This is a genomic window from Modestobacter muralis, assembly GCF_010682105.1.
GTDB lineage: Bacteria > Actinomycetota > Actinomycetes > Mycobacteriales > Geodermatophilaceae > Modestobacter > Modestobacter muralis.
In genome coordinates, this window is sequence record NZ_JAAGWH010000059.1 from 19,221 (window position 1) to 41,961 (window position 22,741).

The 22,741-nt window shown below is 74.8% G+C and carries 21 protein-coding genes; 11 read left to right on the forward strand and 10 right to left on the reverse strand.

Going from position 1 to position 22,741, the window contains the following annotated elements; translation table 11 throughout:
- Positions 1-54 precede the first annotated feature (54 nt).
- Positions 55-591 (forward strand): bacterial proteasome activator family protein, encoded by a 537-nt coding sequence (locus GCU67_RS19180; protein ID WP_163612962.1) that lies wholly within the window; start codon positions 55-57, stop codon positions 589-591.
- 122 nt (positions 592-713) lie between these two features.
- Complete coding sequence (locus tag GCU67_RS19185) at positions 714-992, forward strand: DUF4190 domain-containing protein (protein ID WP_211661729.1); 279 nt, start codon at positions 714-716, stop codon at positions 990-992.
- Between the two features lie 42 nt (positions 993-1,034).
- Here the strand turns inward: GCU67_RS19185 and GCU67_RS19190 are convergent, their stop codons facing one another.
- The 5 genes from GCU67_RS19190 to serS all read right to left on the reverse strand — a co-directional run bounded on the left by GCU67_RS19190 (position 1,035) and on the right by serS (position 8,653).
- Positions 1,035-2,573, reverse strand: coding sequence for a chemotaxis protein CheW (locus GCU67_RS19190; protein ID WP_338105160.1), 1,539 nt, complete (start codon positions 2,571-2,573; stop codon positions 1,035-1,037).
- A 5-nt stretch (positions 2,574-2,578) separates the two neighbouring features.
- Positions 2,579-5,398, reverse strand: coding sequence for a methyl-accepting chemotaxis protein (locus GCU67_RS19195; RefSeq protein ID WP_163612963.1), 2,820 nt, complete (start codon positions 5,396-5,398; stop codon positions 2,579-2,581).
- Between the two features lie 153 nt (positions 5,399-5,551).
- Positions 5,552-6,361, reverse strand: a complete 810-nt coding sequence (locus tag GCU67_RS19200; RefSeq protein ID WP_163612964.1) for an HAD-IIB family hydrolase — start codon at positions 6,359-6,361, stop codon at positions 5,552-5,554.
- On the reverse strand, positions 6,354-7,352 hold the full coding sequence (locus tag GCU67_RS19205; protein WP_163612965.1) for an HAD family hydrolase: 999 nt from the start codon (positions 7,350-7,352) through the stop codon (positions 6,354-6,356). The genes GCU67_RS19200 and GCU67_RS19205 overlap by 8 nt, the downstream gene beginning before the upstream one ends.
- Positions 7,349-8,653: a serine--tRNA ligase gene (serS, locus tag GCU67_RS19210; RefSeq protein ID WP_163612966.1), complete on the reverse strand. Its 1,305-nt coding sequence runs from the start codon at positions 8,651-8,653 to the stop codon at positions 7,349-7,351. Before serS ends, GCU67_RS19205 begins: the two co-directional genes overlap by 4 nt.
- 128 nt (positions 8,654-8,781) lie before the next feature.
- Here serS and GCU67_RS19215 point away from each other — a divergent pair, with 128 nt between their 5' ends.
- From GCU67_RS19215 to GCU67_RS19230, 4 genes are all read left to right on the forward strand, one after another.
- The gene (locus GCU67_RS19215) at positions 8,782-10,212 is read left to right on the forward strand and encodes a GuaB1 family IMP dehydrogenase-related protein (protein WP_163612967.1); all 1,431 of its coding nucleotides are present in this window, start codon (positions 8,782-8,784) and stop codon (positions 10,210-10,212) included.
- Entirely contained in the window at positions 10,209-10,556 is a 348-nt protein-coding gene (locus GCU67_RS19220) for a metallopeptidase family protein (RefSeq protein ID WP_338105161.1), read from the forward strand. Before GCU67_RS19215 ends, GCU67_RS19220 begins: the two co-directional genes overlap by 4 nt.
- A gap of 14 nt (positions 10,557-10,570) precedes the next feature.
- Positions 10,571-10,897 (forward strand): GroES family chaperonin, encoded by a 327-nt coding sequence (locus tag GCU67_RS19225; protein ID WP_269177701.1) that lies wholly within the window; start codon positions 10,571-10,573, stop codon positions 10,895-10,897.
- Positions 10,898-11,016: 119 nt separating this feature from the next.
- Entirely contained in the window at positions 11,017-11,301 is a 285-nt protein-coding gene (locus GCU67_RS19230; RefSeq protein WP_163612968.1) for a hypothetical protein, read from the forward strand.
- Positions 11,302-11,331: 30 nt separating this feature from the next.
- Here GCU67_RS19230 and GCU67_RS19235 read toward each other — a convergent pair whose 3' ends face one another.
- From GCU67_RS19235 to pheA, 4 genes are all read right to left on the reverse strand, one after another.
- Positions 11,332-11,784, reverse strand: coding sequence for a MerR family transcriptional regulator (locus GCU67_RS19235; protein ID WP_163612969.1), 453 nt, complete (start codon positions 11,782-11,784; stop codon positions 11,332-11,334).
- A gap of 22 nt (positions 11,785-11,806) precedes the next feature.
- Positions 11,807-12,829, reverse strand: coding sequence for an NAD(P)-dependent alcohol dehydrogenase (locus GCU67_RS19240; RefSeq protein WP_163612970.1), 1,023 nt, complete (start codon positions 12,827-12,829; stop codon positions 11,807-11,809).
- Positions 12,830-12,870: 41 nt separating this feature from the next.
- Entirely contained in the window at positions 12,871-13,806 is a 936-nt protein-coding gene (locus tag GCU67_RS19245; RefSeq protein ID WP_163612971.1) for a quinone oxidoreductase family protein, read from the reverse strand.
- A 207-nt stretch (positions 13,807-14,013) separates the two neighbouring features.
- A complete protein-coding gene (gene pheA / locus GCU67_RS19250) occupies positions 14,014-14,985 on the reverse strand; it encodes a prephenate dehydratase (RefSeq protein ID WP_163612972.1) in 972 nt (323 codons plus the stop codon).
- A 125-nt stretch (positions 14,986-15,110) separates the two neighbouring features.
- On the opposite strand from pheA, the gene GCU67_RS19255 reads away from it, so the two are divergent.
- The 5 genes from GCU67_RS19255 (at position 15,111) to GCU67_RS19275 (ending at position 21,664) form a co-directional block, all read left to right on the forward strand.
- A complete protein-coding gene (locus GCU67_RS19255; RefSeq protein WP_163612973.1) occupies positions 15,111-16,865 on the forward strand; it encodes a diguanylate cyclase in 1,755 nt (584 codons plus the stop codon).
- A 136-nt stretch (positions 16,866-17,001) separates the two neighbouring features.
- On the forward strand, positions 17,002-19,857 hold the full coding sequence (locus tag GCU67_RS19260; RefSeq protein ID WP_338105162.1) for a diguanylate cyclase domain-containing protein: 2,856 nt from the start codon (positions 17,002-17,004) through the stop codon (positions 19,855-19,857).
- A gap of 232 nt (positions 19,858-20,089) precedes the next feature.
- The gene (locus tag GCU67_RS19265) at positions 20,090-20,689 is read left to right on the forward strand and encodes a TMEM165/GDT1 family protein (RefSeq protein WP_163612975.1); all 600 of its coding nucleotides are present in this window, start codon (positions 20,090-20,092) and stop codon (positions 20,687-20,689) included.
- A gap of 25 nt (positions 20,690-20,714) precedes the next feature.
- Entirely contained in the window at positions 20,715-20,978 is a 264-nt protein-coding gene (locus GCU67_RS19270) for a hypothetical protein (protein WP_163612976.1), read from the forward strand.
- A gap of 104 nt (positions 20,979-21,082) precedes the next feature.
- Complete coding sequence (locus GCU67_RS19275; RefSeq protein ID WP_163612977.1) at positions 21,083-21,664, forward strand: GGDEF domain-containing protein; 582 nt, start codon at positions 21,083-21,085, stop codon at positions 21,662-21,664.
- Between the two features lie 44 nt (positions 21,665-21,708).
- Here GCU67_RS19275 and GCU67_RS19280 read toward each other — a convergent pair whose 3' ends face one another.
- Positions 21,709-22,617, reverse strand: a complete 909-nt coding sequence (locus tag GCU67_RS19280; RefSeq protein WP_163612978.1) for a haloalkane dehalogenase — start codon at positions 22,615-22,617, stop codon at positions 21,709-21,711.
- Positions 22,618-22,741 lie beyond the last annotated feature (124 nt).

Consider the following 22,741-nt stretch of genomic DNA (forward strand, 5'->3'; position numbering starts at 1 on the left):
GGCCCCCACCGGGCACCTCGGCGTGTCCGTCCGGGGCCGGGGCAGGATGGGGGCATGACAGCACCAGGCAGCGGTGACCCCCGGGCGCAGCAGGTCCTCGTCGTGGGGCCGGACGGCCAGCCGGTCGGTACGGCCCCCGTCCCCTACGACGACGGGGCCGTCGACGGCATGGGCGGCATCGGCGACCTGGTCGAGCAGCCGGCCAAGGTCATGCGGATCGGCACGATGATCAAGCAGCTGCTGGAGGAGGTCCGCGCCGCTCCCCTGGACGACGCCAGCCGCAACCGGCTGCGCGACATCCACGCCTCCTCCATCCGCGAGCTCGAGCAGGGCCTGGCCCCCGAGCTGCGCGAGGAGCTGGAGCGCATCGCGCTGCCGTTCAACGAGGACGAGACGCCGTCGGACGCCGAGCTGCGGATCGCCCAGGCGCAGCTGGTCGGGTGGCTGGAGGGCGTCTTCCACGGCATCCAGACCGCGCTGTTCGCCCAGCAGATGGCCGCCCGCGCGCAGCTGGAGGAGATGCGGCGCAAGGCGCTGCCGCCCGGCGCCAGCACCCCCGACGCACGCCCCGGCGGCGGCCAGTACCTCTGAGGGAGCAGCCGGCTCACCCGTTGGGGTGATCCGGCGGGTCCGGCATTGCCGATGACCCCGCTGGTCGTCACCGTCGGCCACCGGAGGCCGGACTCACCGGCCCCGTCCACGGGAGGACCAGCATGACCGCAGCACACCGACCCGACGTCACCGGCAAGGCCACCGGCTCCAACGGCCAGGCCGTCGCCGGGTTCGTCACCGGCCTGCTCAGCCCGATCTCGGCGCTGTTCATCCCGATCGTCGGCATCGTCCTGGGCGTCGTCGGCATCGTGCTGGGCCTGCGCGCCCGCAAGCAGCCCGGCTCGACCGGGCTGGCCACCGCCGGCATCGTGCTCGGTGCCGTCGGCATCGTCCTGGCGATCGTGCTGGTCGTCGCCGCGGTGGCGATCGTCAACAGCTGACGGCCATCGCCGGCCGGGGGCACGCGCCCCCGGCCGGCGGGCTCAACCGGCGACCAGCTCCTCCGCCCGCGGCACGCGGGGGACCGGGACGGCGACCGGCCCCTGGACGGCGCGGGCCACCCGCTGCAGGTCCAGCCCGGGCAGCAGCCGGGTCTCCCCGCCCACCTGCACCAGCGGCGAGGTCTGCAGCACCCGCTCGAGCTGGTCGGCGCCGCGGTCGCGGACCTGGTCGGGGTCGGTCCAGGTCAGCGGGTCGATGCTGCGCAGCGTGTCGACGGCGAAGGCGACCGACGCGCCGTCGACGTCCACCAGCAGCAGGCAGGTCGAGGCGGTGACCGGCCGGCTCGCGTGGCCGATGAGCGAGGCCAGGCACAGCACCGGTACCACCGTCCGCCGGTGAGTGATCAGCCCGAGCAGCCCCGGCACCGACGTCCGGGTGAGGGTCTCCGGGAACGGCAGGATCTCGCTGACCTGCTCCAGCGGCGTGGCGATGTCCAGGCCGATCGAGTACGTCAGGTACGCCGGCGCCCCGCTGGCCGCCGCGGCCGCCGCGGACACCCTCGCCTCGTCCCCACCGTGGGTGGGCTCCAGCGCGGTGTTCACCGACGCGAAGCCCGACAGCTGGGCGTCGGCCAGCAGCGCCGTCCCGTCCAGCACCAGGCAGTCACCGAAGCCGTCGACCTGCACCATCCCGTCGAGCAGGTCGGGCCGGGGCAGCGCGAACGACGGGGTGGGCAGGACGTCGTCCGGGCCGACGTGGGCCAGCTCCAGCAGCTCGCTGAGCGCCAGCACCACGTAGCCGGTGCCCAGGTCGAGCACCAGCCCGGCGCCGGTGTCCGCGCGCGCGAGCTCGCCCAGGCCGAGCAGCACCAGCGGGTCGACGACGGGCACCTCCCGGTCGTCGTACTCGACGGTGCCCGGGCACATCCGGCTGGTCAGCACCGAGGCGCGCAGGTCCGGCGTCGGGATCGTGGTGTGCACGTGCGCGGCGTCGATCGCCAGCCGGTACTCCCCGCAGCGCAGCACGGTGAGGGTGCGCCGGCCCGCCCCCGGGCTGCCGTCGCGCCCCGCGGCCGGGGCCCGGGTGACGTCGGTGACCGTGGGGACGCCGGGCAGCTGGAGTACCGCAGCGGCGTCCAGCACGCTGTAGGCGCGACCGGTGTCGGGGTGGCGGAAGGTGTGGGAGAACAGCAGCCCACCGCCGTGTGCGTGGGCGGCCACCAGGGTCTCGGCGGCGACCTCGCAGATGCCCTGCACCTGGTCGGCCAGCAGCCCCAGCACCCGGTCGCCCCAGGCCACGACGACGACGACCTGGTCGGCGCGCCGGACCTCGGGACGGCCGGTCACCGCCTGCAGGTCCAGCACCGGCAGCACCAGCCGGCGCAGCTCGATCGCGCCGAGCAGGCCGGGCGCCACCGCGGGCAGCCCGGCCAGCTCGGCCGGGCACGGCACGACCTCCCGCAGCGCCGACAGCGGCAGGGCGACGTCCATCCCGGCCAGCCGGAGCAGGCCGTAGACGACGTACCCGCCGGTGTCCCCGTCAGCGCCCCCGGGCACCGGGTGCTCCAGCGAGGTGGTCACGGCCGTCAGCCCGCCGAGGCGAGCTGGGCGATGAGCTCGTCGACCTCACGGGATGCCTCCTGCTGCAGCTGCGTGGACTCCGAGATGCTCAGGATCGTCTCGTTGGTGCGCGTGACGCTGCTGACGATCCGCTCGAAGGCGTTCTCGGCCCGCTTGGACACCTCCGAGCCCTGGGCGACCCGCTCGGCGGACTCCTCGATGAGCTTGCCGATCTGCTGCGAGGCCTCGAAGGAGCGCTCGGCCAGCTTGCGGACCTCACCGGCGACGATGGAGAAGCCGACGCCGTGCTCACCGGCCCGGGCCGCCTCGATCGAGGCGTTGAAGGCCAGCAGGTTGGTCTGGTTGGCGATCTCGCCCATGACCCGGACGATCTCGGTGATCGAGTTCGACGACTTCTGGATCAGCGCGATGGCCTCCAGCGAGGCACGCAGCGCCTCCACGCCCTGACGGGCGTTGTCCTGGGTCTCGGCGGCCAGCCCGGTCGCGGTCTGGGAGCTGCGGGCGATGTCCTCGATGGAGGTGGACAGGTGCTGCACCGAGGCGGTCATGTCCCGGGTGCCCAGGGCGATGCGCCGCTCCCGCTCGACCTCCGCGGTGACGTCGTAGGCGAACTTGACCACCTTGAACGGCTTCCCGGTCAGGTCGAGGATCGGGTTGTAGGTGGCCTGGATGTGCACGTCGCGGCCGTACTTGCCCTTGCGGTGGAACCGCCCGGCCAGCACCTCGCCGTCGGCGAGCCGGATCCAGAAGTCCCGGTACTCCGGCGAGCGGATGTGGTCGTCGGTGCAGAACTCACTGTGGTGGTGACCGAGGACCTCGCGGCGCGAGTAGCCCATCGTGCGCAGGAAGTTGTCGTTGGCGGCCAGGACGTTGCCCTCGAGGTCGAACTCGATGACCGCCTGGGCGCGGTCCACCGCGTTGACCCGCGCCTCGATCTCGGCGCTGCGCAGCTTGGCCGTGGTGACGTCGGTGGCGAAATTGACGACCTTGAACGGGCGGCCGGTGTCGTCGAGGATCGGGTTGTAGGTCGCCTGGATCCACACGTCCCGGCCGCTCTTGTGCAGTCGCCGGTACTCCCCGGTGTGGAAGTCGCCGCTCCCGAGCTTCTCCCAGAAGTCCCGGTACTCCTGGGTGGCGGTGTAGGCAGGGTCGCAGAAGACCCGGTGGTGCTTGCCCTGCACCTCCGACAGCGTGTAGCCCAGCGCGTCGAGGAAGTTGCCGTTCGCGGTCAGGATCGTGCCGTCGAGGTCGAACTCGATGACCGCCTGGGCGCGCTCGATCGCGGCGACCTTGCCGGTGAACTCCGCGTTCTGCCGCTTGGCCCGGGTGACGTCGGTGGCGAACTTGACCACCTTCAGCACGCGGCCGGCGTCGTCGAGGATCGGGTTGTAGGTGGCCTGCAGCCACACCTCGCGCCCGTCCTTGTCCCGGCGCTTGAACTCCCCGGACTCGTAGTGGCCCTGGCCCAGACGCTGCCAGAACTCGGCGTACTCGTCGGAGGCGGCGTAGGTGGCGTCGCAGAACATCCGGTGGTGCTTGCCGCGGATCTCGTTGAGCGGCCAGCCCATGGTGTCGACGAAGTTCTGGTTGGCCGTCAGCACCCGGCCGGTGAGGTCGAACTCGATGACCGCCTGCGCGCGCTCGATGGCGGCCACCTTGCCGCGCGCCTCGGCGCCGGCGAACTTGGCGTCGGTGATGTCGCTGGCGAACTTGACGATCTTGATCGGCCTGCCGGTGTCGTCGAGGATCGGGTTGTAGGTGGCCTGCAGCCACACCTCGCGCCCGTCCTTGGCCAGCCGCTTGAACTCCCCCGCCTCGTACGCGCCGGCCCCCAGCCGCGCCCAGAACTCCTCGTACTCCTGGCTGCTGGCCAGCGTCGGCTCGCAGAAGACCCGGTGGTGCTTGCCCACGACCTCGTGCAGGGCGTAGCCCATCGTCTCCAGGAAGTTGGCGTTCGCGCCGAGGACGGTGCCGTCGGTCTTGAACTCGATCACCGCCTGGGCCCGGTCGATGGCCGCCACCTTGCCCCGCGACTCCACGTCGGCCAGGCGCGCGACGGTGATGTCGCTGGCGAACTTGACCACCTTCACCGGGTGGCCCTCGTCGTCCAGGATCGGGTTGTAGGTGGCCTGCAGCCACACCTCACGGCCGCCCTTGGCCAGCCGCTTGTAGACCCCGCCCTCGAACTGGCCGGTGCCCAGCCGCTGCCAGAACTCCGCGTACTCGGCGCTCGCGGCCACCGCGGGCTCGACGAACATCCGGTGGTGCTTGCCCCGCACCTCGGCGAGGGTGTAGCCCATCGCGTCCAGGAAGTTGCTGTTCGCGCTGAGGACCGTGCCGTCGAGGGTGAACTCGATGACGGCCTGCGACCGGTCGAGGGCCACCGCCTGGCTCTGCCGCTCGAGTGCGGCGACCTTCCCCTCGGTGATGTCGGTGGCCAGCACGACGACCTTGACCGGCTGGCCGGTCGCGTCCGGCATCGGGATGTAGGAGCCGCGCAGCCACACCTCGCGGCCGCCCTTGCCCATCCGCTTGACCACCACGCCCGCGTCGATCTCCCCGGCCGCCATCCGCTCCCAGAACGCGGCGTAGTCGGCGGAGGCGGCGTGCACGGGGTCGCAGACCATCCGGTGGTTCCGCCCGATCAGCTCGGCGGCGGAGTAGCCCATGACGTCGAGGTAGTGCTGGTTGGCCGTCAGCACGGTCCCGTCGAGGGCGAGCTCGACCATCGCGGACGACTCCCGCATGGCCAGCGCGATGCGGCGCAGCTCGAGGACGTCGTCGGGGACGGCCGGCGAGCTGGCCGGGGCGGGTCGATCGGGCATGGGGGACCTCCGGGCGAGGGCAGTGAGGGGGTCCGGCCGCGTCGTCGACCGGTGTTCCCCCTTCTCATCGGCAGTCCCACCGCGGGGATGACCGGTGGCGCGCGGTCCGGTCGTGCGCCACCGGACTGCGCGGTGGAGCGGCCCGGCCCCGGCTCAGCGAGGCAGCGACGCCAGGAAGACCGCCACGCCGTCGGCGGTGTGCGCGTCGGTGACGTCGGTGGCCGCGGCCAGCACGTCGGGGTGGGCGTTCGCCATGGCCACGGCCCGGCCACCGCCCTGCCGGACCCAGTCGAAGGCGGCGAGGTCGTTGGGCATGTCCCCGAAGTAGACGACGTCGGCCGGGCCCAGCCCGCGCTCGGCGGCGACCCGGGCCAACCCGGTGGCCTTGGTGACGCCGCGGGCGGAGATCTCGGCCAGCGCGTCGGTGGATGAGTTGGTGACCGTCGCGGCGTCGCCGACGACCTCGGCGACCATCTCGACGAACTGCTCACGGGGCAGGTGCTCGTGCCGGGCCAGCAGCTTGGCCACCGGCTGGGCCACCATCTCCTCCAGCGTGGCGAGCGAGACACCGGGGGCGTCGACGTCCCACCGGGGCTGGTAGATCGGCTCGTGCCGGAACTGGTCGCCGTACTCGACGGCGAACCAGGTGTCCGGCTCTCGGCGCCGCAGCTCCCCGGTGACCTCGCGCAGCACGTCGGTGGTGACCGGGTGCTCCTCCAGCACGGTGAACGACTCGAGGTCCAGCAGCACCGCGCCGTTGCAGCACACCGCGAGGCCGCTGCCCAGCTGCTCGCGGATGCCCAGCATCCAGCGCGGCGGCCGGCCGGTGGCCAGCAGCAGCGGGACGCCCGCCTCGGCCCAGCGGCCCAGCTCGGCCAGGGTCGTGTCGCTGATGACCTCGTCGGAGCCGAGCAGGGTGCCGTCGATGTCGCTGACGATCAGCGACGGGCGCCAGTCAGCCACCGTGCACCCCCAGCGCGCTGTCGTCGAGTGCCAGGAGGGCCTCGAGGTAGCGGGCCACCCCGTCGGCGTCGTGCCCGCTGGTGCGGTCGGCGGCCGCGGCCCGGACCGCGGGGTGTGCGTTGGCCATCGCCACCGCGCGGCCCCCGGCGGCGGTGACCGCCTCGATCATCGGCAGGTCGTTGGGCATGTCGCCGAACACCAGCACGTCGGCGAGGTCCAGGCCCAGGTCGGCCAGGGCGACGGCGAGGCCGGTGGCCTTGGTGACCCCGGGCGGCAGCACCTCGATGAAGCCGAGCCCGGCGTGGGTGAGCTCGGCGTCCGCGGGGTCGACCACGGTGCGGGCGAGGGCGACCAGCTCGTCCTCCACGAGGCTCGGCGAGCGCAGGAACACCTTGAGCACCGCACCGACGGGGAGCACCTCGTGCCGCGGCAGCAGCTGCGCGGGCTCGGGGTAGGGCCAGTCGAAGCCGTGCTGGACGCGCAGCGGGCGCAGCGCCTCGATCTGGTCGGCGGCGTCCTCGACGGCCACGACGAGCTCGCCGGTGACCTCCTCGATGGCCGCGATGACCCGGGTGGCGACCTCCCGCGACATGCCGACGGTGCGCAGCACCTCGTCGGGCGCACCCTCGGTGCCGAACCGGACGACGTAACCGCCCTGGGCCAACACGGCCAGGCCCTGCCCGGCGAGCGCCTCCCGGACGCTGTCCAGCAGCCGGGGCCCGCGGCCGGTCGCGCCGACCACCGGCAGGCCGGCGGCGCGGCAGGCGGCGACGGCGGCGTGCGTGCGTGCGCTCACCACCCCCGCACCGTCCAGCAGCGTCCCGTCCATGTCGCTGACCACGACCCGCGGCCGCCAGTCGCCAAGCCGGGCACCGAGGTCGCCCAGGTCGACGACGTCGCGGGCGAGGGCCGCTCCCGCCGGCGCAGTCAGGCCGGCGCCGGTCGGGACGCCGAGCACCGGGACAGCGCCGTCCGGCTGCGGGCTGCTCATGCGGGCAGGCCCGGTGCGGCGACCGCGGCCAGCGACATGCCGGGGGTGAGCACGGCGTGCCCGCCCAGCCAGGGGCGCAGCGCGGCCGGGACGTGCACCGAGCCGTCGGCCTGCTGGTGCACCTCGAGCAGGCAGGCGATGGTGCGGGCGATCGCGCACAGCGTGCCGTTGAGGGTGGCCAGCGGCTGGGGCTTCCCGTCGGCGTCCCGGGAGCGGATGGCCAGCCGGCGGGACTGGAAGGTGGTGCAGTCCGAGGTGCTGGTGAGCTCGCGGTAGGCGCCCTGGCTGGGGAACCACGCCTCGATGTCGAACTTGCGGGCGGCACTCGTGCCCAGGTCGCCGGCGGCGATGTCGACCACGCGGTAGGGCAGCTCGAGCAGCTGGAGGAACTCCTCCTCCCACTGCAGCAGCCGGCGGTGCTCGGCCTCGGCCTCCTCGGGCGGGCAGAAGCTGAACATCTCCACCTTGTCGAACCAGTGCACGCGGATGATGCCGCGGGTGTCCTTGCCGTAGGAGCCGGCCTCGCGGCGGAAGCAGGACGACCAGCCGGCGTAGCGGCGGGGCCCGGCGGAGAGGTCGAGCACCTCACGCGCGTGCATCCCGGCCAGCGCGACCTCCGAGGTCCCGACGAGGTACAGGTCGTCGCGCTCGACCCGGTAGATCTCCTCGTCGTGCTCGCCGGTGAACCCGGTGCCCTCCATCGCCTCGGGCTTGACCAGCGCCGGGGCGATCACCGGGATGAAGCCGGCGGCCACCGCGCGGGTGATCGCCAGCTGGGCGAGGGCGAACTCCAGCAGCGCACCGGGGCCGGTGAGGAAGTAGAAGCGGGCGCCGGAGACCTTGGCGCCGCGCTCCATGTCGATGGCGCCGAGGGCCTCGCCGATCTGCAGGTGGTCGCGCACCTCGAAGTCGTAGGTGGGCACCTCGCCCACGGTGCGCAGCGTGACCGCGTCGTCCTCACCGCCCGGCGGGACGTCGGGGTGCACGACGTTGGGGATGCGCAGGTGCGCCTGGCGCAGCACGTCGTCGGCGGCGCGCTCGGCCTCCTCGGCCTCCTTCACCGCGGCGGCCAGCGCCTTGGCCCGTTCCAGGACGGCCGGGCGTTCCTCCTTCGAGGCGCCGCGGACGGCGAGGGAGGCGGCCTTCTGCTCCCCGCGCAGCTCGTCGGCGGCCTTGACCGCGGCCCGCCGCTCGGCGTCGGCGGACAGCAGGGCGTCGACCAGGGACTCGTCGGCACCCCGGGCACGCTGGCTGGCGCGGACGAGGTCGGGGTTCTCGCGGACGAGGCGCAGGTCGATCACCCCCTGATCGTAGGTGGCCGACCACAGCGCCCCAGGCATTGGAACCAACACCTGCACCGCCGGGCCCGATGTGCACGGGTTGGTACCAATGCCTGGGGCGGAGAGGCGGGGGCTGGGACACTGGGGGCATGCGCTTCCTCGGCGACCGCCGTCCCGACCACGACCTGACCTACGCCGACGTCTTCATGGTGCCGGCGCACTCGACGGTCGGCTCCCGGCTCGAGGTCGACCTGACCACGCCGGACCGGGTCGGCACGACCGTGCCGATCGTGGTCGCCAACATGACGGCGATCTCCGGCCGCCGGATGGCCGAGACCATCGCCCGGCGCGGCGGGGTCGCGGTGCTGCCGCAGGACATCCCGGTCGACGTCATCGGCGAGGTCGTCTCGTGGCTCAAGGCCCGGCACCCGGTCTACGACACCCCGATCACGCTGGGCCGCACGGCGACGGTGTCGGAGGCGCTGGCCCTGATGGGCAAGCGCGCGCACGGTGTCGTGGTCGTCGTCGAGGGCGGGCGCCCGGTCGGCGTCGTCACCGACGGCGCCTGCCAGGACGTCGACCGGTTCACCCAGCTGTCGGAGGTCATGGCCCCCGACCCGCTGACCATCCCCGCGGGCACCGACCTGCCCAAGGTGTTCGACGTGCTGTCCGAGGAGCGGGTGAACGCCGCCCCCGTGGTCGACGGCGACCGGCTGGTCGGCCTGATCACCCGCAAGGGCGCGCTGCGCTCGGCGATCTACGCCCCGGCCCTGGACGCCGGCGGGCGGTTGCTGACCGCCGCGGCCGTGGGCATCAACGGCGACGTGGCCGGCAAGGCCGAGGCGCTGCTGGCGCACGGGGTCGACGTCCTCGTGGTCGACACTGCGCACGGACACCAGGAGAAGGCCATCGAGGCGGTCCGCGCGGTGCGCGCCGTCGCCGGGTCCGTGCCGGTGGTGGCCGGCAACGTGGTCACCGCCGAGGGCACCCGCGACCTCGTCGAGGCCGGTGCGGACGTCGTGAAGGTCGGCGTCGGCCCGGGCGCGATGTGCACCACCCGGATGATGACCGGCGTCGGGCGCCCGCAGTTCTCCGCCGTCGAGGAGTGCGCCGCCGCAGCCCGTGAGCTGGGGAAGCACGTGTGGGCCGACGGCGGGGTCAAGCACCCCCGGGACGTGGCGCTGGCGCTGGCCGCGGGTGCGGCGAACGTCATGGTCGGCTCCTGGTTCGCCGGCACGTACGAGAGCGCCGGTGACCTCTACGACGACGGCGGGCGCAAGTACAAGGAGAGCTTCGGCATGGCCTCCGCCCGCGCGGTCAAGGCCCGGACGTCGAACCAGAGCGGTTTCGACCGGGCCCGCGCCGGCATGTTCGAGGAGGGCATCAGCGCCTCGCGGATGTACCTCGACCCGGCGCGTCCGGGCGTGGAGGACCTCGTCGACTCGATCGTGGCCGGGGTGCGGTCCTCGGCGACCTACGCCGGTGCCCGCACCATCGACGAGCTGCACGAGCGCGCGGTGCTCGGGGTGCAGAGCGCGGCCGGCTACGACGAGGGCCGCCCGCAGCCCACCAGCTGGTGAACCCGCTCCCGCTCCCCCGCTTCGAGGAACTGGTCGCCGACGCCCTCGACGAGGTGCCGGCCGAGCTGATGCGCCTGCTGGACAACGTCGTCGTCCTGGTGGAGGACCGGCACCCCGAGGAGCCCGACCTGCTGGGCATCTACGAGGGGTACGCGCTGACCGAGCGCGGCGCCGACTACGGCGGCACCCTGCCGGACCGGATCATGATCTACCGCGAGGCGATCTGCGACATCTGCGAGGACGAGGAGCAGGTGGCCGAGGAGGTCACCGTCACCGTCGTCCACGAGATCGCACACCACTTCGGCATCGACGAGGAGAAGCTCCACGCCCTCGGCTGGGGCTGAGTAGCGTCGGCGTCGTGCCTGAGGACGCTGCCCGTCTCCCGATCAAGATGCTGCACGACCGCCTGCTCGTCTCCCTCCGCAAGGAGGACGGCGACCGGCGCTCCACCGGCGGCATCCTGATCCCGGCCACCGCGCAGGTCGCCAAGCGCCTGGTCTGGGGCGAGGCCCGCGGCGTCGGGCCGAACGTCCGGCAGGTCGCGGTCGGCGACCAGGTGCTGTTCTCCCCCGAGGACCAGCACGAGGTCGAGGTGCACGGCGAGGACCTGATCATCCTGCGCGAGCGCGACGTGCACGCCGTCGCCGCCGAGCGCATCGAGGAGTCGACCGGCCTGTACCTCTGACCGAGCCCCCGCTCGGTCGGGGCGGGCCTCGGCGAAGGCCCTGCACGGAACGCGGAGAGACGTCGTCGATGGGAGCCGCCGCCCGTCTGCGGACCGACCGAGCCTCCAGCGTGCGCGACATGGTCGAGCCAGGCGAGGACGAGCGAGCCACCCTCGAGGACGGCGACTTCGTGCGGATTCTCCCCCACGCCCACGATCAGGCGGACGGCAATCCGCCCTTCGGTGTGGTCGGCGACGAACTGCCCGTCGGCGGGCTGCTGGTCGCGCAAGCGGGAGCAGGTCTCGGTGTGTTTGCTCCGGAGGACCTGCAGCGGGTGTCACCTGACGACATCCCGCCCGACGCCCTCGCCGACATGCGCCGCCGCGCCGGACTGACGCCACCGGACGCCCACCCCGAGCGGTAGCGGCCGCTGCGGCGCCCTGGGACGGCTGACCTAGGGCAGCATCTCCGCCAGCAGCTCGTCGGCGCGCAGCTGGTCGACGAGGTCCTCGGACAGCTCGTCCTCACAGTCCAGGCCGCGGGCGATCAGCCTGCGGTAGGTCGCGATCTTCGCCCGCACCACCGCCAGGTCGTCCTGCAGCTCGGCCAGGCGCTGCTCGATCGCGACGCACTGCCGCTCCAGCAGCGCCATCCGCTCGGGGTGGTGGGCCAGCTCGCCGCCGCCGGCCTCGATGAACTGACGCACCTCGGCCACCGGCATGCCGGTCCGGCGCAGCGCCTGCACCAGCCGGATGAACCGCAGAGCGCCCGGCGGGTAGCGCCGCTGGCCGCTGCCGCTGCGCTCGACCAGCGGCAGCAGCCCCTCCCGCTCGTACCAGCGCAGCGTGTCGATGCTCAGCCCGGTCTCCTCGGAGACCTGCCGGATGCCGAGCGTGTCGCCGTCCATGCGCACCATGGTGGACCCCACGTCAGAGCGCCAGGACGAACCGGTACCGGACGTCGTTGCGCGCCAGCCGCTGGAACGCCGTGTTGACCTCGCCGAACGGCAGCACCTCGACGTCGGCGGTCAGCCCGTGCTCACCGCAGAAGTCGAGCATCGCCTGGGTCTCGGCGGTCCCGCCGGAGCCGGAGACGGTGAGGGTGCGGCCGAGCAGGCTCATCGGCGAGACCGTGTAGCTCTCCGGCAGGCCGAGCACGCACAGCGTCCCGTCCAGCCGGAGGGCGCCCAGGTAGGGGCCCAGGTCGTGCGCGCCGGAGGCGGTGTCCAGCACGAAGTCCAGCCGGCCGGCGACCGCGGCCACCGCCTCGGCGTCGGTGGACAGGACGACGTCGTGCGCGCCCAGGGCCCGGGCGTCGTCCGCCTTCGCCGCCGAGGTGGTGAACACCGTGACCCGGGCGCCGAGCGCGACGGCGAACTTGACCGCCAGGTGGCCCAGCCCGCCGAGGCCGACGACCCCGATCTGCGTCCCCGCCCCGACCCCGGCCCGGCTCAGCGGGGACCAGGTCGTCACCCCGGCGCACATCAGCGGCGCGACCGCGGCCGGGTCAAGCCCGGCGGGCAGGGCGTAGACGAAGGCGTCGCGGACGACGTACTCGGTCGAGTACGCCCCCTGGGTCGGGCTGCCGTCGCGCAGGTCGCGCCCGCCGTAGGTCGTGGCGGGGAACTGGCGGCAGTAGGGCTCGCGGTGGGCCAGGCAGTTGTCGCACACCCCGCAGGAGTCGACGATGTTGCCCACCGCGACCGCGTTCCCGACGGCGAAGCGGGTGACGTCGGCGCCGACGGCGGTGACCTCGCCGGTGAACTCGTGCCCGGGCACCAGCGGCGGGGCGCCGGCGGGGAGGCCGTCGACCGCGTGCAGGTCGCTGTGGCAGACCCCGACGTGGGTGACCCGCACGGCGACGTCGTCGGCCCGCAGGTCCCGGCGGGTGAACTCGATGGGCCGCAGCGGCTCGGACGGGGCGTACGCGGCGAACCCGGTGACTGTCCTCATGAGCCCGACGCTAGGAGCTGGAGTGCACTCCAGCGCAAGTGTCAGGGCAGCAGCGCGAGCTTCCCGCCGGGGTGACCACCGGCCAGCAGCTCCAGCGCGACGCGCGCCTCGGTCAGCGGGAACGTCCGGGCCATCGGCACGACGAGCCGGCCGTCGGCGGCCAGCTCGACCAGCCGGGCCCGCGCCGCGTCCCGGAACGCCTTGCTGGCCGGCATCGCGCCACCGATCGCTCGGATCCCGTCGCGCCCTGCCCGGCTCTGTGCGGCGATCGTGACGATCCGCTGCCGGTCGGCGACCAGCTCCAGCGAGACGTCGACGGCCTCGTCGGTGCCCACGGCGTCCAGCGCGGCCACCACCCCGCCGGGAGCCAGCGCGCGCACCCGGTCGGCCAGCCCGTCGCCGTAGCGCACCGGCTCGCCCCCGAACCGGCGGACGACGTCGGCGCCGGCCTCCCCCGCCGTGCCGACGACCCGGACGTCGATCAGCGCGGCCTGCTGCAGCAGGCTCACGCCCACCGCGCCGGAGGCCCCGTGCAGCAGCACCGTGTCGCCCGCGCGCACGCCGGTGACGTGCAGCATCTCGGCGGCCGTCGTCCCGGCGAGGAGCAGGTTCGCCGCCTCCTCGGGGGCGAGCGCAGGCGGCCGGGCGAAGACGGCGGACGCCGGCACGGTCAGCTCGGTGGCGTAGCCGCCGCGGACCCGGAAGGCGAGCACCTCGTCGCCGACCTCCCCGCCGCCGGAGGCGATATCGGTGTCCGGGCCGACCGCGGTGATCCGGCCGGCGACCTCGTAGCCGATCGGGACCGGCAGCTGGTCGCGGTCACCGGGGCGCGCGACGTGCTTGGCGTCGGCGGGGTTCACGCCCGCGGCGGTGACCGCGATCGTCACCTCCCCCGGCCCGGGGGCCGGGACGTCGACGTCCACCAGCCGGAGGACGTCGAGGCCGCCGAAGTCCGTTGCCACCCAGTGCTGTGCCATGCGATCCCCATGCCCGGCCAGCCGCCCGGGCGAACGCCCCGGGCGACCACCGTCGTGCGCTCACGGTCGTCCCGCAGCGGAGGAGACGACCGTCAGCGCACAACGGCGCGCGGATGTGACCGATCGGTCCCACGGGGTGTGCTCAGGGTCCCCCGAGCGGCACACTGGGTGACCATGGCGGGGATCAGCAGGGAGCCGGGGCGGACGTCAGCCCGCGGCGCCCTCGCGTACCCGCGCCAGCCAGGCCTGGGCCTCGGCGAAGGCGGCGTCCTCCACCCGCTCGGCGACCGGCTTTCCGGGCAGGGCGTCGGCCCGCGGGTAGGAGCCCAGGAAGCGCACCTCCGCGGAGAGCCGGTGCAGTGCTGCCAGCGCGTCGCCGACCCGGGCATCGGCGACGTGGCCCTCGCAGTCGATCGAGAACGAGTAGACGCCCAGCCGCTCGCGGGTCGGCCGGGACTCGATCCGGGTCAGGCTGATCCCGCGCACGGCGAACTCGGTGAGCAGGTCCAGCAGGGCACCGGTGCGGTCGGGCACCACCGCGGTGACCGTCGTCTTGTCCGCCCCGGTGGGCGCGGGCAGCGCACCCGGGCGCTCGACCAGCACGAAGCGGGTCACCGCGCCGGGGTGGTCGGCCAGGTCGGTCGCGAGCGTGCTCAGGCCGTAGCGCTCGGCGGCGATGGCGGCACAGACGGCGGCGTCGTGCTCGCCGTCGGCGACCCGGCGGGCGGCGTCGGCGGTCGAGGCGGTCGGGACGACCTCGGCAGCCGGCAGCAGCCCGGCCAGCCGGCCGCGGGTCTGCGCCAGCGCGTGCGGGTGGCTGGCCACGGTGCGCACGTCGGCCAGGGTCACCCCGGGCCGGACGGCGAGCACGAAGGCCACCTCGAGGAAGACCTCCCGGGTGACCACCAGCGGCGCCCCGCCGACCAGGCCGTCCATGGTCGCCGGCACCGAGCCCTCGACCGAGTTCTCCAGCGGAACCAGGGCGGCCGCGCACTCCCCCGCCCGGACCGCGGCCAGCGCCGCGGCGATGCTGGCCGCGGGGCGGTCCTCGCCCCCGGGCGCGCCGTCCGTCGCCCCCGGCGAGGTCACGAGGATGCGGAGCGCGGCCTCGGCGAAGGTACCCTCGGGCCCCAGATAGGCGAACCTCGTCGGCGCTGTGCTGCGATCTGCACTCGGCATCCGGTGAGGGTAGTGCGGCCGTACCGGGTCCCGGCTCCAGCTGGGGACCCGGTGCGGGGGGAGCTGCCTCGTCACCGGCAGGGCACGTGTGCGTCGCGGCCCGTGAGCGCTGAGTGGAGGGACGCGTGACCCCGGCAGCCCCGACCGTCGACGAGGACCTCGCCAGCGCACGGTGGCGGCTGCTCGCCGTCAGCGGCACCGAACACGCGCACGTCTTCTCCGCCGAGCTGGCCGCCGCCGCCGTCCTGACCGACGCCGAGGAGCCCTGCTGGCGGGCCTGGGCCGCGGCCTTCACCGCGCGCGCCGCGCTGCTGTCCGGCGACCGGGACGGCGCGGCCGCCGGCGTCGCCACCGCCCGGGCCGAGCTCGAGCGCTGCCTGCCCACGGCTGAGCACGCGCTGGGGCTGGCCTACCTGGCGCACCTGGAGGCGGTCGCGGACCGCTTCGACGCCGCCCTGCACCTGGCCGTCGACGCCAGCCTGCTCGCCGACCAGGTGGCCCCCGAGGCGCCCAGCCGCGAGCTGCACCAGGCCCACCTGTGGCTGTCGCTGGCGCTGACCCGCCTGGACCTGGAGGAGCTCGCGGTCGACCAGGCCCTGGCCGGCGCCCGGGTCGCGGCCGCGCTGCCCGACCTCGGTGACCAGTGGCAGCTGCTGCGGCTGGCCGCCCAGCAGCACGCCGAGCTGGCCCAGACGGTGCACCGCCGGGGCGACCTGCCCCGCTCCCGGGAGCTCGCCGCGGTGGCCCTGCGCTGCGCGACCGCGGCCCGTGAGCTGCCCGTCGAGCCCACCGACGACGACCTGGACCTGCTCGACGTCGTCCAGGCCTGGGCGCTGACCCTGGCCGGCCGGCTCGACGACGCCCTGCCCCCGCTGCGCCGGGTCCAGCGGCACCTGGCCACCGGCGAGCTGCGCACCTGGCTGACCGGGTACGCCGACCTGGTGCTGGCCCGGCTGCTGGCGCAACGCTGCGCGGCCGACCTCGACGACCGGCAGGGCGACGAGGCGGTGGATCGGCTGGTGACGGCCTCGGGCGCGTTCGCCGCGGTCGGCGACCGGCGGCGGTACCGGCAGTGCCTGCTGGAGCTCGGCCGGGCCAGCGCGGCGCTGGGCCACACCACCGAGGCGCTGCACTGGCTGGAGGCCTACCGCACCGAGACCAGCCGCACCCACCTCTACGGCCGCGAGCTGTGGGCGGAGATGTTCGTGCGGCGCAGCCGGCTGCGGGAGGCCGAGCGGCAGACCGCGGTGCTCCGCCGGCACGCCCTCGAGGACACCCTGACCGGGCTGGGCAACCGGCGCAGCGCGGAGCACCGGATGGACGACCTGCGGATCGACCGCGAGCCGGTGTCGCTGGCCGTCGTGGACGTCGACGGGTTCAAGTCGGTCAACGACCAGAACTCCCACCTGCACGGCGACGAGGTGCTGCGTCGGGTCGCCGAGCTGCTGCGTCAGCACAGCCGCACCGGCGACGAGGTCTTCCGCTGGGCCGGCGACGAGTTCGTCGTCGTCCTGCCCGACACCACCCAGGCCCAGGCCGTGATCGCCATGGAGCGGCTGCGCACCGCCATCGCCGACGCCGACTGGGGCGACATGGACGTCCCGGTGCGGGTGACGGTGAGCATCGGGGTGGCCAGCGCGAGCCCCGGCGGCGCGGCCGGCCCGCGGTCGTGGCGGGAGCTGTTCGAGAGCGCCGACCTACACCTGTTCGGCGCCAAGAGCAGCGGCCGCAACCGGGTGCGGGCCGCGCTCGGCGGTGCGACCCCGCCGGCCCCGGTGGCGCGGCCGGCCGGATCGATCGACGAGCTGGTCGCCGAGGTGCTGAGCACCTCGGAGCGCCGGCCCGGCTGGGCCTTCGACGACGGCGAGGTCGCCTCGTGAGCGGGGCGCCGGCCGGTGGGGCGGCTCCGTGAGCCTGCTGCGTCCTCGTGGGGCGGGTGAGGCGGGTGTGCGACGGCGGCGTGGTCAACCGACCCCGCAGCGTGACAGTTCCGCGGACAGCAGGCACAGTGCCCTGGTGCCGCCCGGAGTCCTGCACCAGCAGGTGAGCTCAGCCCTGGCCAGCTGGCAGCTCGACTCCGCCGAGGCCCTGCTGCGCGAGGTCGACGGTGAGGCGTCCGCCGCCGACCGGGCCGCCGCACCGCTCACCTCGCTGGCCCGCGCCTGGGCCGACACGCTCCGCGCCGAGCTGCTGGTGCGCCGGCTGCGGCTGGCCGGCTACTCCCTGCTCGGCGACCCCCTCGTCGACGGTGGCCCTGAGCAGGACGGCCCCCTCGACCTGCACGGCGGCACCGGCCTGCTCTCCGACGTGCCGGTCGACCGCGACAGCCGCTCCGAGTCGGCCACCCACGCCGCGCTGGCCATCGCGCTGGTGCGCTCGGCGCGCGCGGCCTTCGACGCCCAGGACGACGACCTGCAGCGCGCCGCCGGCCTGGCCCGGCACGCGCGCATCGAGCTGCTGTCCCGTCGCGTCGACGCGGCCATGGACGAGGCGGTCGAGGCCGCGAGCCTGCTGGACCCGGGCCTGGCGCCCAGCCCGCTGCTGGTGCACACGCTGGGCTCGCTGGCCGCCGTCCTGGCCGACCTGGAGCTCATGCCGCTGGCCCTGGACTACCAGCGCCGCGCCGCCGACGTCGCCGCGGGCCTGGCCGGCCGCACGATCGAGGACGACGACCCCGCCGACTCCGAGCTGCTCGCCGGGCTGGCCGGGGAGACCGCGACCCGGCTGGCCGCGCTGTGCGCCGAGGTCGGCGAGGCGCTGCTGGAGGACGGCAGCCCCGACGCCGCCGCCCCGCACTTCGCCGAGGCCCGCGACCTCGCCGTCCGGGCGCTGGCCCAGCTGCCGCCCACCGACGCCGGCGTGCTCGACGCCCGGGTCGTGCACGGCTGGGCACTGGTCGGGCTGGGCGAGCACGCCACCGCCGTGTCCGTGCTGCGCCCCGTGGTCGGGCGGACCGGCGAGGACCGTGCGCTGCTGGCCTCGGCGGAGCTGGGGCTGGGCCGGGCGCTGCGCCGGTCCGGCGACCCGCGGGCCGCCGACGACCACCTGGCCACCGCCCTCGCCCTGGCCACCGAGCACGGCCTGCCGCGGCTGCGCCGGGCCGCGCTGCGCGAGCTGTGCACCCTGCACGCCGAGCTCGACGACGCCGCCCGGGCGCTGCCCTACCTGCAGGCCTACCTCGCCGACGAGCTGGACCGGGTCGACGAGCGGCGCACCCGCTGGGTCGAGCTGTTCGGCCGGCGCAAGAGCCTGCTGGAGACCGAGCGGGCCGCCGGGCAGCTGCGCCGGCAGGCCTACGAGGACCCGCTGACCCACCTGCCCAACCGCCGCTACGCCGAGGCCCGCCTGGACGGGCTGCTGTCGGCCGGCTCCTCCCCTGCGCTCGCGGTCGTGGACATCGACCGGTTCAAGGCGATCAACGACGCCGCCGGCCACCCGGGCGGGGACGCCGTGCTGCGCGCGGTCGGCCAGCTGCTGGTCGAGGGCTGCCGCGGCAACGACGAGGTGTGCCGCTGGGCCGGCGACGAGTTCGTCATCCTGCTGCCCGACACCACCGCCGAGCAGGCCGAGCGGGCGATGGAGCGCATCCGCCGCTCGATCGCCGGGCACGACTGGTCGGCGCTAGGGGTGAGCGTGCCGGTGCGGATCAGCGTCGGCATCGCCCAGGCCGCTCGCGGCGACGACCGGCGCACCCTGTTCGCCGCCGCCGACGGCGTGCTCTACGACGCCAAGCGGGGCGGCCGCGACCGCGTCGTCCGGCTGTCCGGGGTCACCCAGACCCGGGCCGCCGAGGACGCCGCGGAGACGATCGAGGGCACCGCGGGCACCGCCGTCGACACGCCGCTCACGACGGCGGTCGAGGTGGCCGGGACGCCTATCGTCGGCGACGTGACGGCCTCCCCGCGGTTCGACGGTCCGGACGAGCACGACGGCGACCGGGCCGACGCCGCCGGCGGCTTCGCCGCGCTGCTGGTCGAGCCCGACGACCAGCCCGACGCGGCGTCCGCGCCGGTGCCGGCCGCCCCGGTGGACGCCGTCCCCGTGGAGTCCGCCGCCGACGACCGGGCCCCCGCGCGCAACCCCCTCGACGAGCTCTTCGGCGGCCCGGTGCGCCGTCCGGCCGGCCGCCGGATCGGCCCGGCCGAGCCGGCACCCGCGGCCCCGGCGGCGGAGCCCGTGGCCTCCGCACCGACGGCCAGCGCGCCGGTCCCCCCGTCCGCGCCGCCGGCCCCCGTGACCCGCGAGCTCGGCCTGCCCGCCGGGCCCGACGTCATCTGGGGCACCGGCCGCAGCACCGAGCAGGTCCTGGCGCTGGTGCGCGAGGCCCGCCGCGACCACCCCGACCACCCCGCGGTCGTCGTCCGGGCCAGTGCCGACACCCTCGTCGCGCTGGCCAGCGAGCACGATGCGTACACGACCATGGACGCCGGTGCGATGTCTGCCGCGGTCGGTCCGGTGCCCGAGCCGCGTGGCCGGGTCGGCGTGCTGTGCGCCAGCAGCGGCGACACCCCGATCGCCGCCGAGGCCGCCTTCGTCGCCCGGGTCAGCGGCACCGAGGTCGTCCGCGTCGACGACGTCGGCGGGAGCCGCATCCACCCGCTGCTGGCCGACCGCTCGCTGCTCACCGACGTCGACTGCCTCGTCGTCGTCGCCGGCCTGGACGCCGCGCTGGCCAGCGTGGTGAGCGGGCTGACCGAGGTGCCGGTGGTCGCGGTCCCGACCTCGGCCGGCGCCGGGGCCTCCTTCGGCGGCTTCGGCGCGCTGCTCACCATGCTCAACTCCGCCGCCCCCGGCGTGGTGGTCAGCAACATCGACAACGGCTGGTCGGCCGGTGTGTTCGCCGCCCGCATCGCCCGCCGCACCGCCCGCTGAGTCCACGGTCACGCCCGAGCGGCACCCTGCGTCGGCTACGCTCCTGACCTGAGAAGGGGAGTAGCCCCCCGACCGCTGGTCGACATGCTGGCGCGCTCGCGCGCCCGGTCAGCGGGCCCGCACCCCGGTGCGGGTGGGCGAGACCTTCGACCCTGCAGTCACCCCCGTCGGTGCTGCCGGTCGGAGGCGCCTGCGCACTCGACCGGGAGTGCGCGCACAGAGAAGAGCTCCCGTGGTCCTGTCGGTCGTGCTGGCCGCCTTCGTGTTGATCCTGCCCGTCGAGCTGCCGGACAAGACGCTCTTCGCCACCCTGGTGCTGGCCACCCGGTTCCCGCCGCTGCCGGTGTTCGTCGGCGTGGGCGCGGCCTTCGGTCTGCAGACCGCGATCGCGGTCACGGCCGGCAGCCTGCTGTCACTGCTGCCGGAGGCCCTGGTCAGCGGGGTGGTCGCGGTGCTGTTCCTCATCGGCGCGGTGCTGCTGTGGCGCGAGTCGAGGTCCGGTGAGGAGAAGGAGGCCGAGGCCGACCAGGCGCGGGAGCGCACCTCGTTCGTCCGCGCGGCCGCCATCTCCTTCGGCGTCCTGTTCGCCGCCGAGTGGGGCGACCTGTCCCAGCTGGCCACCGCCGGGCTGGCGGCCCGTTACGCCGAGCCGGTGTCGGTCTTCGTCGGGGCGTGGGCGGCGCTGCTGGTCATCTCGGGGCTGGCCGCCTTCCTGGGCCGCAAGCTGGCCGACCGGCTGCCCCTGGCGCTGCTGCACCGGGTCGCCGCGGGACTGTTCGTGGTGTTCGCTGCGATCGCAGTGGTGGAGACCGTGCGCGCACTGGTGGGCTGACCACCGCCCCCCCGAGAGGAGCCCCATGGACAGCGAGGACGCCCTGCGGATGCTGTCCGCCGCCCACGCCCGGCAGGACCGGCGGCGCTACGCGAACGTGCACGCCCGGCTGCACCCCGGCGAGCCGCTGCCGACCGAGCCGCGGCGCAGCCAGGAGATCGAGGTCTTCGGCCGGGTCTTCCGCCAGTGGATGCGGCTGCGCACCTCCGCCGAGCGGGCGGTCACCGCGGCGACCGTGGTGGCGGCGGAGGACGCCGCGTTCGCCCAGGCCCGGGCCCTGCCCGACTGAGCCCTCCTTTCGGGTCACCGGCGGCCCCGGGCCTCAAGCCCGGACGTCGCGGTGCCGACCTGGGAGAGACGGCCGGGACTCGGCCGGACGGGACAGGAGGGGCCATGGACACCATCAGGCTCGAGGAGCAGCAGGACGTGCTGGTGCAGACGGCGGCCGTGATCGCCGCCCAGCGCCAGTTCGCGCAGCGGCTGCGGCAGCGGACGGTGCCCGACCCGCTCACCGGCCTGCCGGTGCGCAGCCTGCTGATCGACCGGCTCGAGCTCGCGCTCGCCGCCTCCGACACCGGCCTGCTGGGCGTGCTGTCCTGCAACCTCGACGGCATCACCGCCCTGGAGGACCTCCGCGGCCGCGCCGTCGCCGACGCCGCACGCGCCGAGGCCGCCGGCCGGCTGGTCACCGCCGTGCGCCAGGGCGACGTCGTCGCCCGGATCAGCGCCCAGACCTTCGTCCTGATCTGCCCGGGCATCACCGACGCCGACGACGCGCACGGCATCGCCCGCCGGATCGCCACCGCCTTCGACGAGCCGCTGCACCCGCTGCCCGGCGTCAGCCACAAGGTCCGGCTCAGCGTCGGGGTCGCCCTGTCCGGGCGCGCGTCGACCGCCGAGTCGCTCATCGCCTCGGCGAACGAGGCGATGACCCAGATCCGCCACGAGCGCCAGGGCAGCGGCCGCCACGGCTGATGCGGAGTGGACCCGTCGGCGTGATGCCGGCGGACCCACTCCGCTCATGCCAGGGTCGGGATCCAGTCGGCCAGGGCCCGGCCCAGCTCGTCGGGGGCGTCCTCGGCGACCAGCCGGCCGGCCGGCAGCGTGACCTCGGTCAGCGCCGGCCAGCGGCGCACCACCCGGCGCATCCGGTAGCTGCGTGGGACGGCGGGTGAGGTGTCGACGAACAGCTTGGGCACCTCGCTGTGCGCCATCCACTGGCCGGCCGCGTCGAGGACGTCGTGCACCGCCGGCGGCGCGTGGTCGATCGGCAGCTGCCGCGTCCACTCCAGCGTCGGCCAGCGGTCGGCCGGGTCGCGGTAGGGCTGCCGGTACCGGTCGAGGGTCTCGGCCGCCAGGCCGCGCAGCACCGACGCCGGCAGCAGCTCCTCCACCACCGGGTCCTCCTGCTGGCTGAGCTGCTCGCCGCCCGGGCCGCGCAGCTGCTGGTAGAGCCGCTTGGTGTCCTCGGGCACGTCGGCCCAGATCACCGGCTGGACGACGGGCTCCATGAACGCGATCCCCCGGACGGCGCCGGGGTTCCTGCGCGCCCAGTCGAAGGCCAGCGCGGACCCCCACTCGGAGCCGACGAGGACCACCCGCTCGGTGACCTCCAGCTGCTCCAGGAAGTGCGACAGCAGCTGCGCGTGCCGGCCGAAGGAGTAGCTGCCCGGCCCGGGGTGCGGCAGCCTGCTCGACTCGCCCATGCCGATCAGGTCGACCGCGATGCACCGGCCCAGCTGCTGGACGTGCGGGACGACGTTGCGCCACAGGTGGGACGACGTCGGGTTGCCGTGCAGGAAGACGATCGGGTGGCCGAACCCGACCTCGTAGTAGGCGAGCTCCAGCTCGTGGTCGTCCTCACGGCCCAGGCGCACCCGCTGCCGGGGGAACGGGTCGGCGGCGGGGACGGGAGCGAGGTCTGCCATGACCTGGAGGTGCCCCGTCGTCACGCCGTCCGAAACCGCACTTGACCCTGACGCGGCGTCAGGCTGTTGCCTGGTCGGTGTCGGATGAGGAGGGGCGATGAGCTGGACGGTGGGCGAGCTGGCC

Bases quoted from the DNA above. Each gene is read 5' to 3' on its own strand.
- GCU67_RS19280 (WP_163612978.1), bottom strand. From the start codon at position 22,617: ATGGCAGACCTCGCTCCCGTCCCCGCCGCCGACCCGTTCCCCCGGCAG.
- GCU67_RS19180 (WP_163612962.1), top strand. From the start codon at position 55: ATGACAGCACCAGGCAGCGGTGACCCCCGGGCGCAGCAGGTCCTCGTC.
- GCU67_RS19235 (WP_163612969.1), bottom strand. From the start codon at position 11,784: ATGGACGGCGACACGCTCGGCATCCGGCAGGTCTCCGAGGAGACCGGG.
- GCU67_RS19195 (WP_163612963.1), bottom strand. From the start codon at position 5,398: ATGCCCGATCGACCCGCCCCGGCCAGCTCGCCGGCCGTCCCCGACGAC.
- GCU67_RS19185 (WP_211661729.1), top strand. From the start codon at position 714: ATGACCGCAGCACACCGACCCGACGTCACCGGCAAGGCCACCGGCTCC.
- GCU67_RS19215 (WP_163612967.1), top strand. From the start codon at position 8,782: ATGCGCTTCCTCGGCGACCGCCGTCCCGACCACGACCTGACCTACGCC.
- GCU67_RS19245 (WP_163612971.1), bottom strand. From the start codon at position 13,806: ATGGCACAGCACTGGGTGGCAACGGACTTCGGCGGCCTCGACGTCCTC.
- GCU67_RS19240 (WP_163612970.1), bottom strand. From the start codon at position 12,829: ATGAGGACAGTCACCGGGTTCGCCGCGTACGCCCCGTCCGAGCCGCTG.
- GCU67_RS19230 (WP_163612968.1), top strand. From the start codon at position 11,017: ATGGTCGAGCCAGGCGAGGACGAGCGAGCCACCCTCGAGGACGGCGAC.
- GCU67_RS19205 (WP_163612965.1), bottom strand. From the start codon at position 7,352: ATGAGCAGCCCGCAGCCGGACGGCGCTGTCCCGGTGCTCGGCGTCCCG.
- pheA (WP_163612972.1), bottom strand. From the start codon at position 14,985: ATGCCGAGTGCAGATCGCAGCACAGCGCCGACGAGGTTCGCCTATCTG.
- GCU67_RS19270 (WP_163612976.1), top strand. From the start codon at position 20,715: ATGGACAGCGAGGACGCCCTGCGGATGCTGTCCGCCGCCCACGCCCGG.
- GCU67_RS19275 (WP_163612977.1), top strand. From the start codon at position 21,083: ATGGACACCATCAGGCTCGAGGAGCAGCAGGACGTGCTGGTGCAGACG.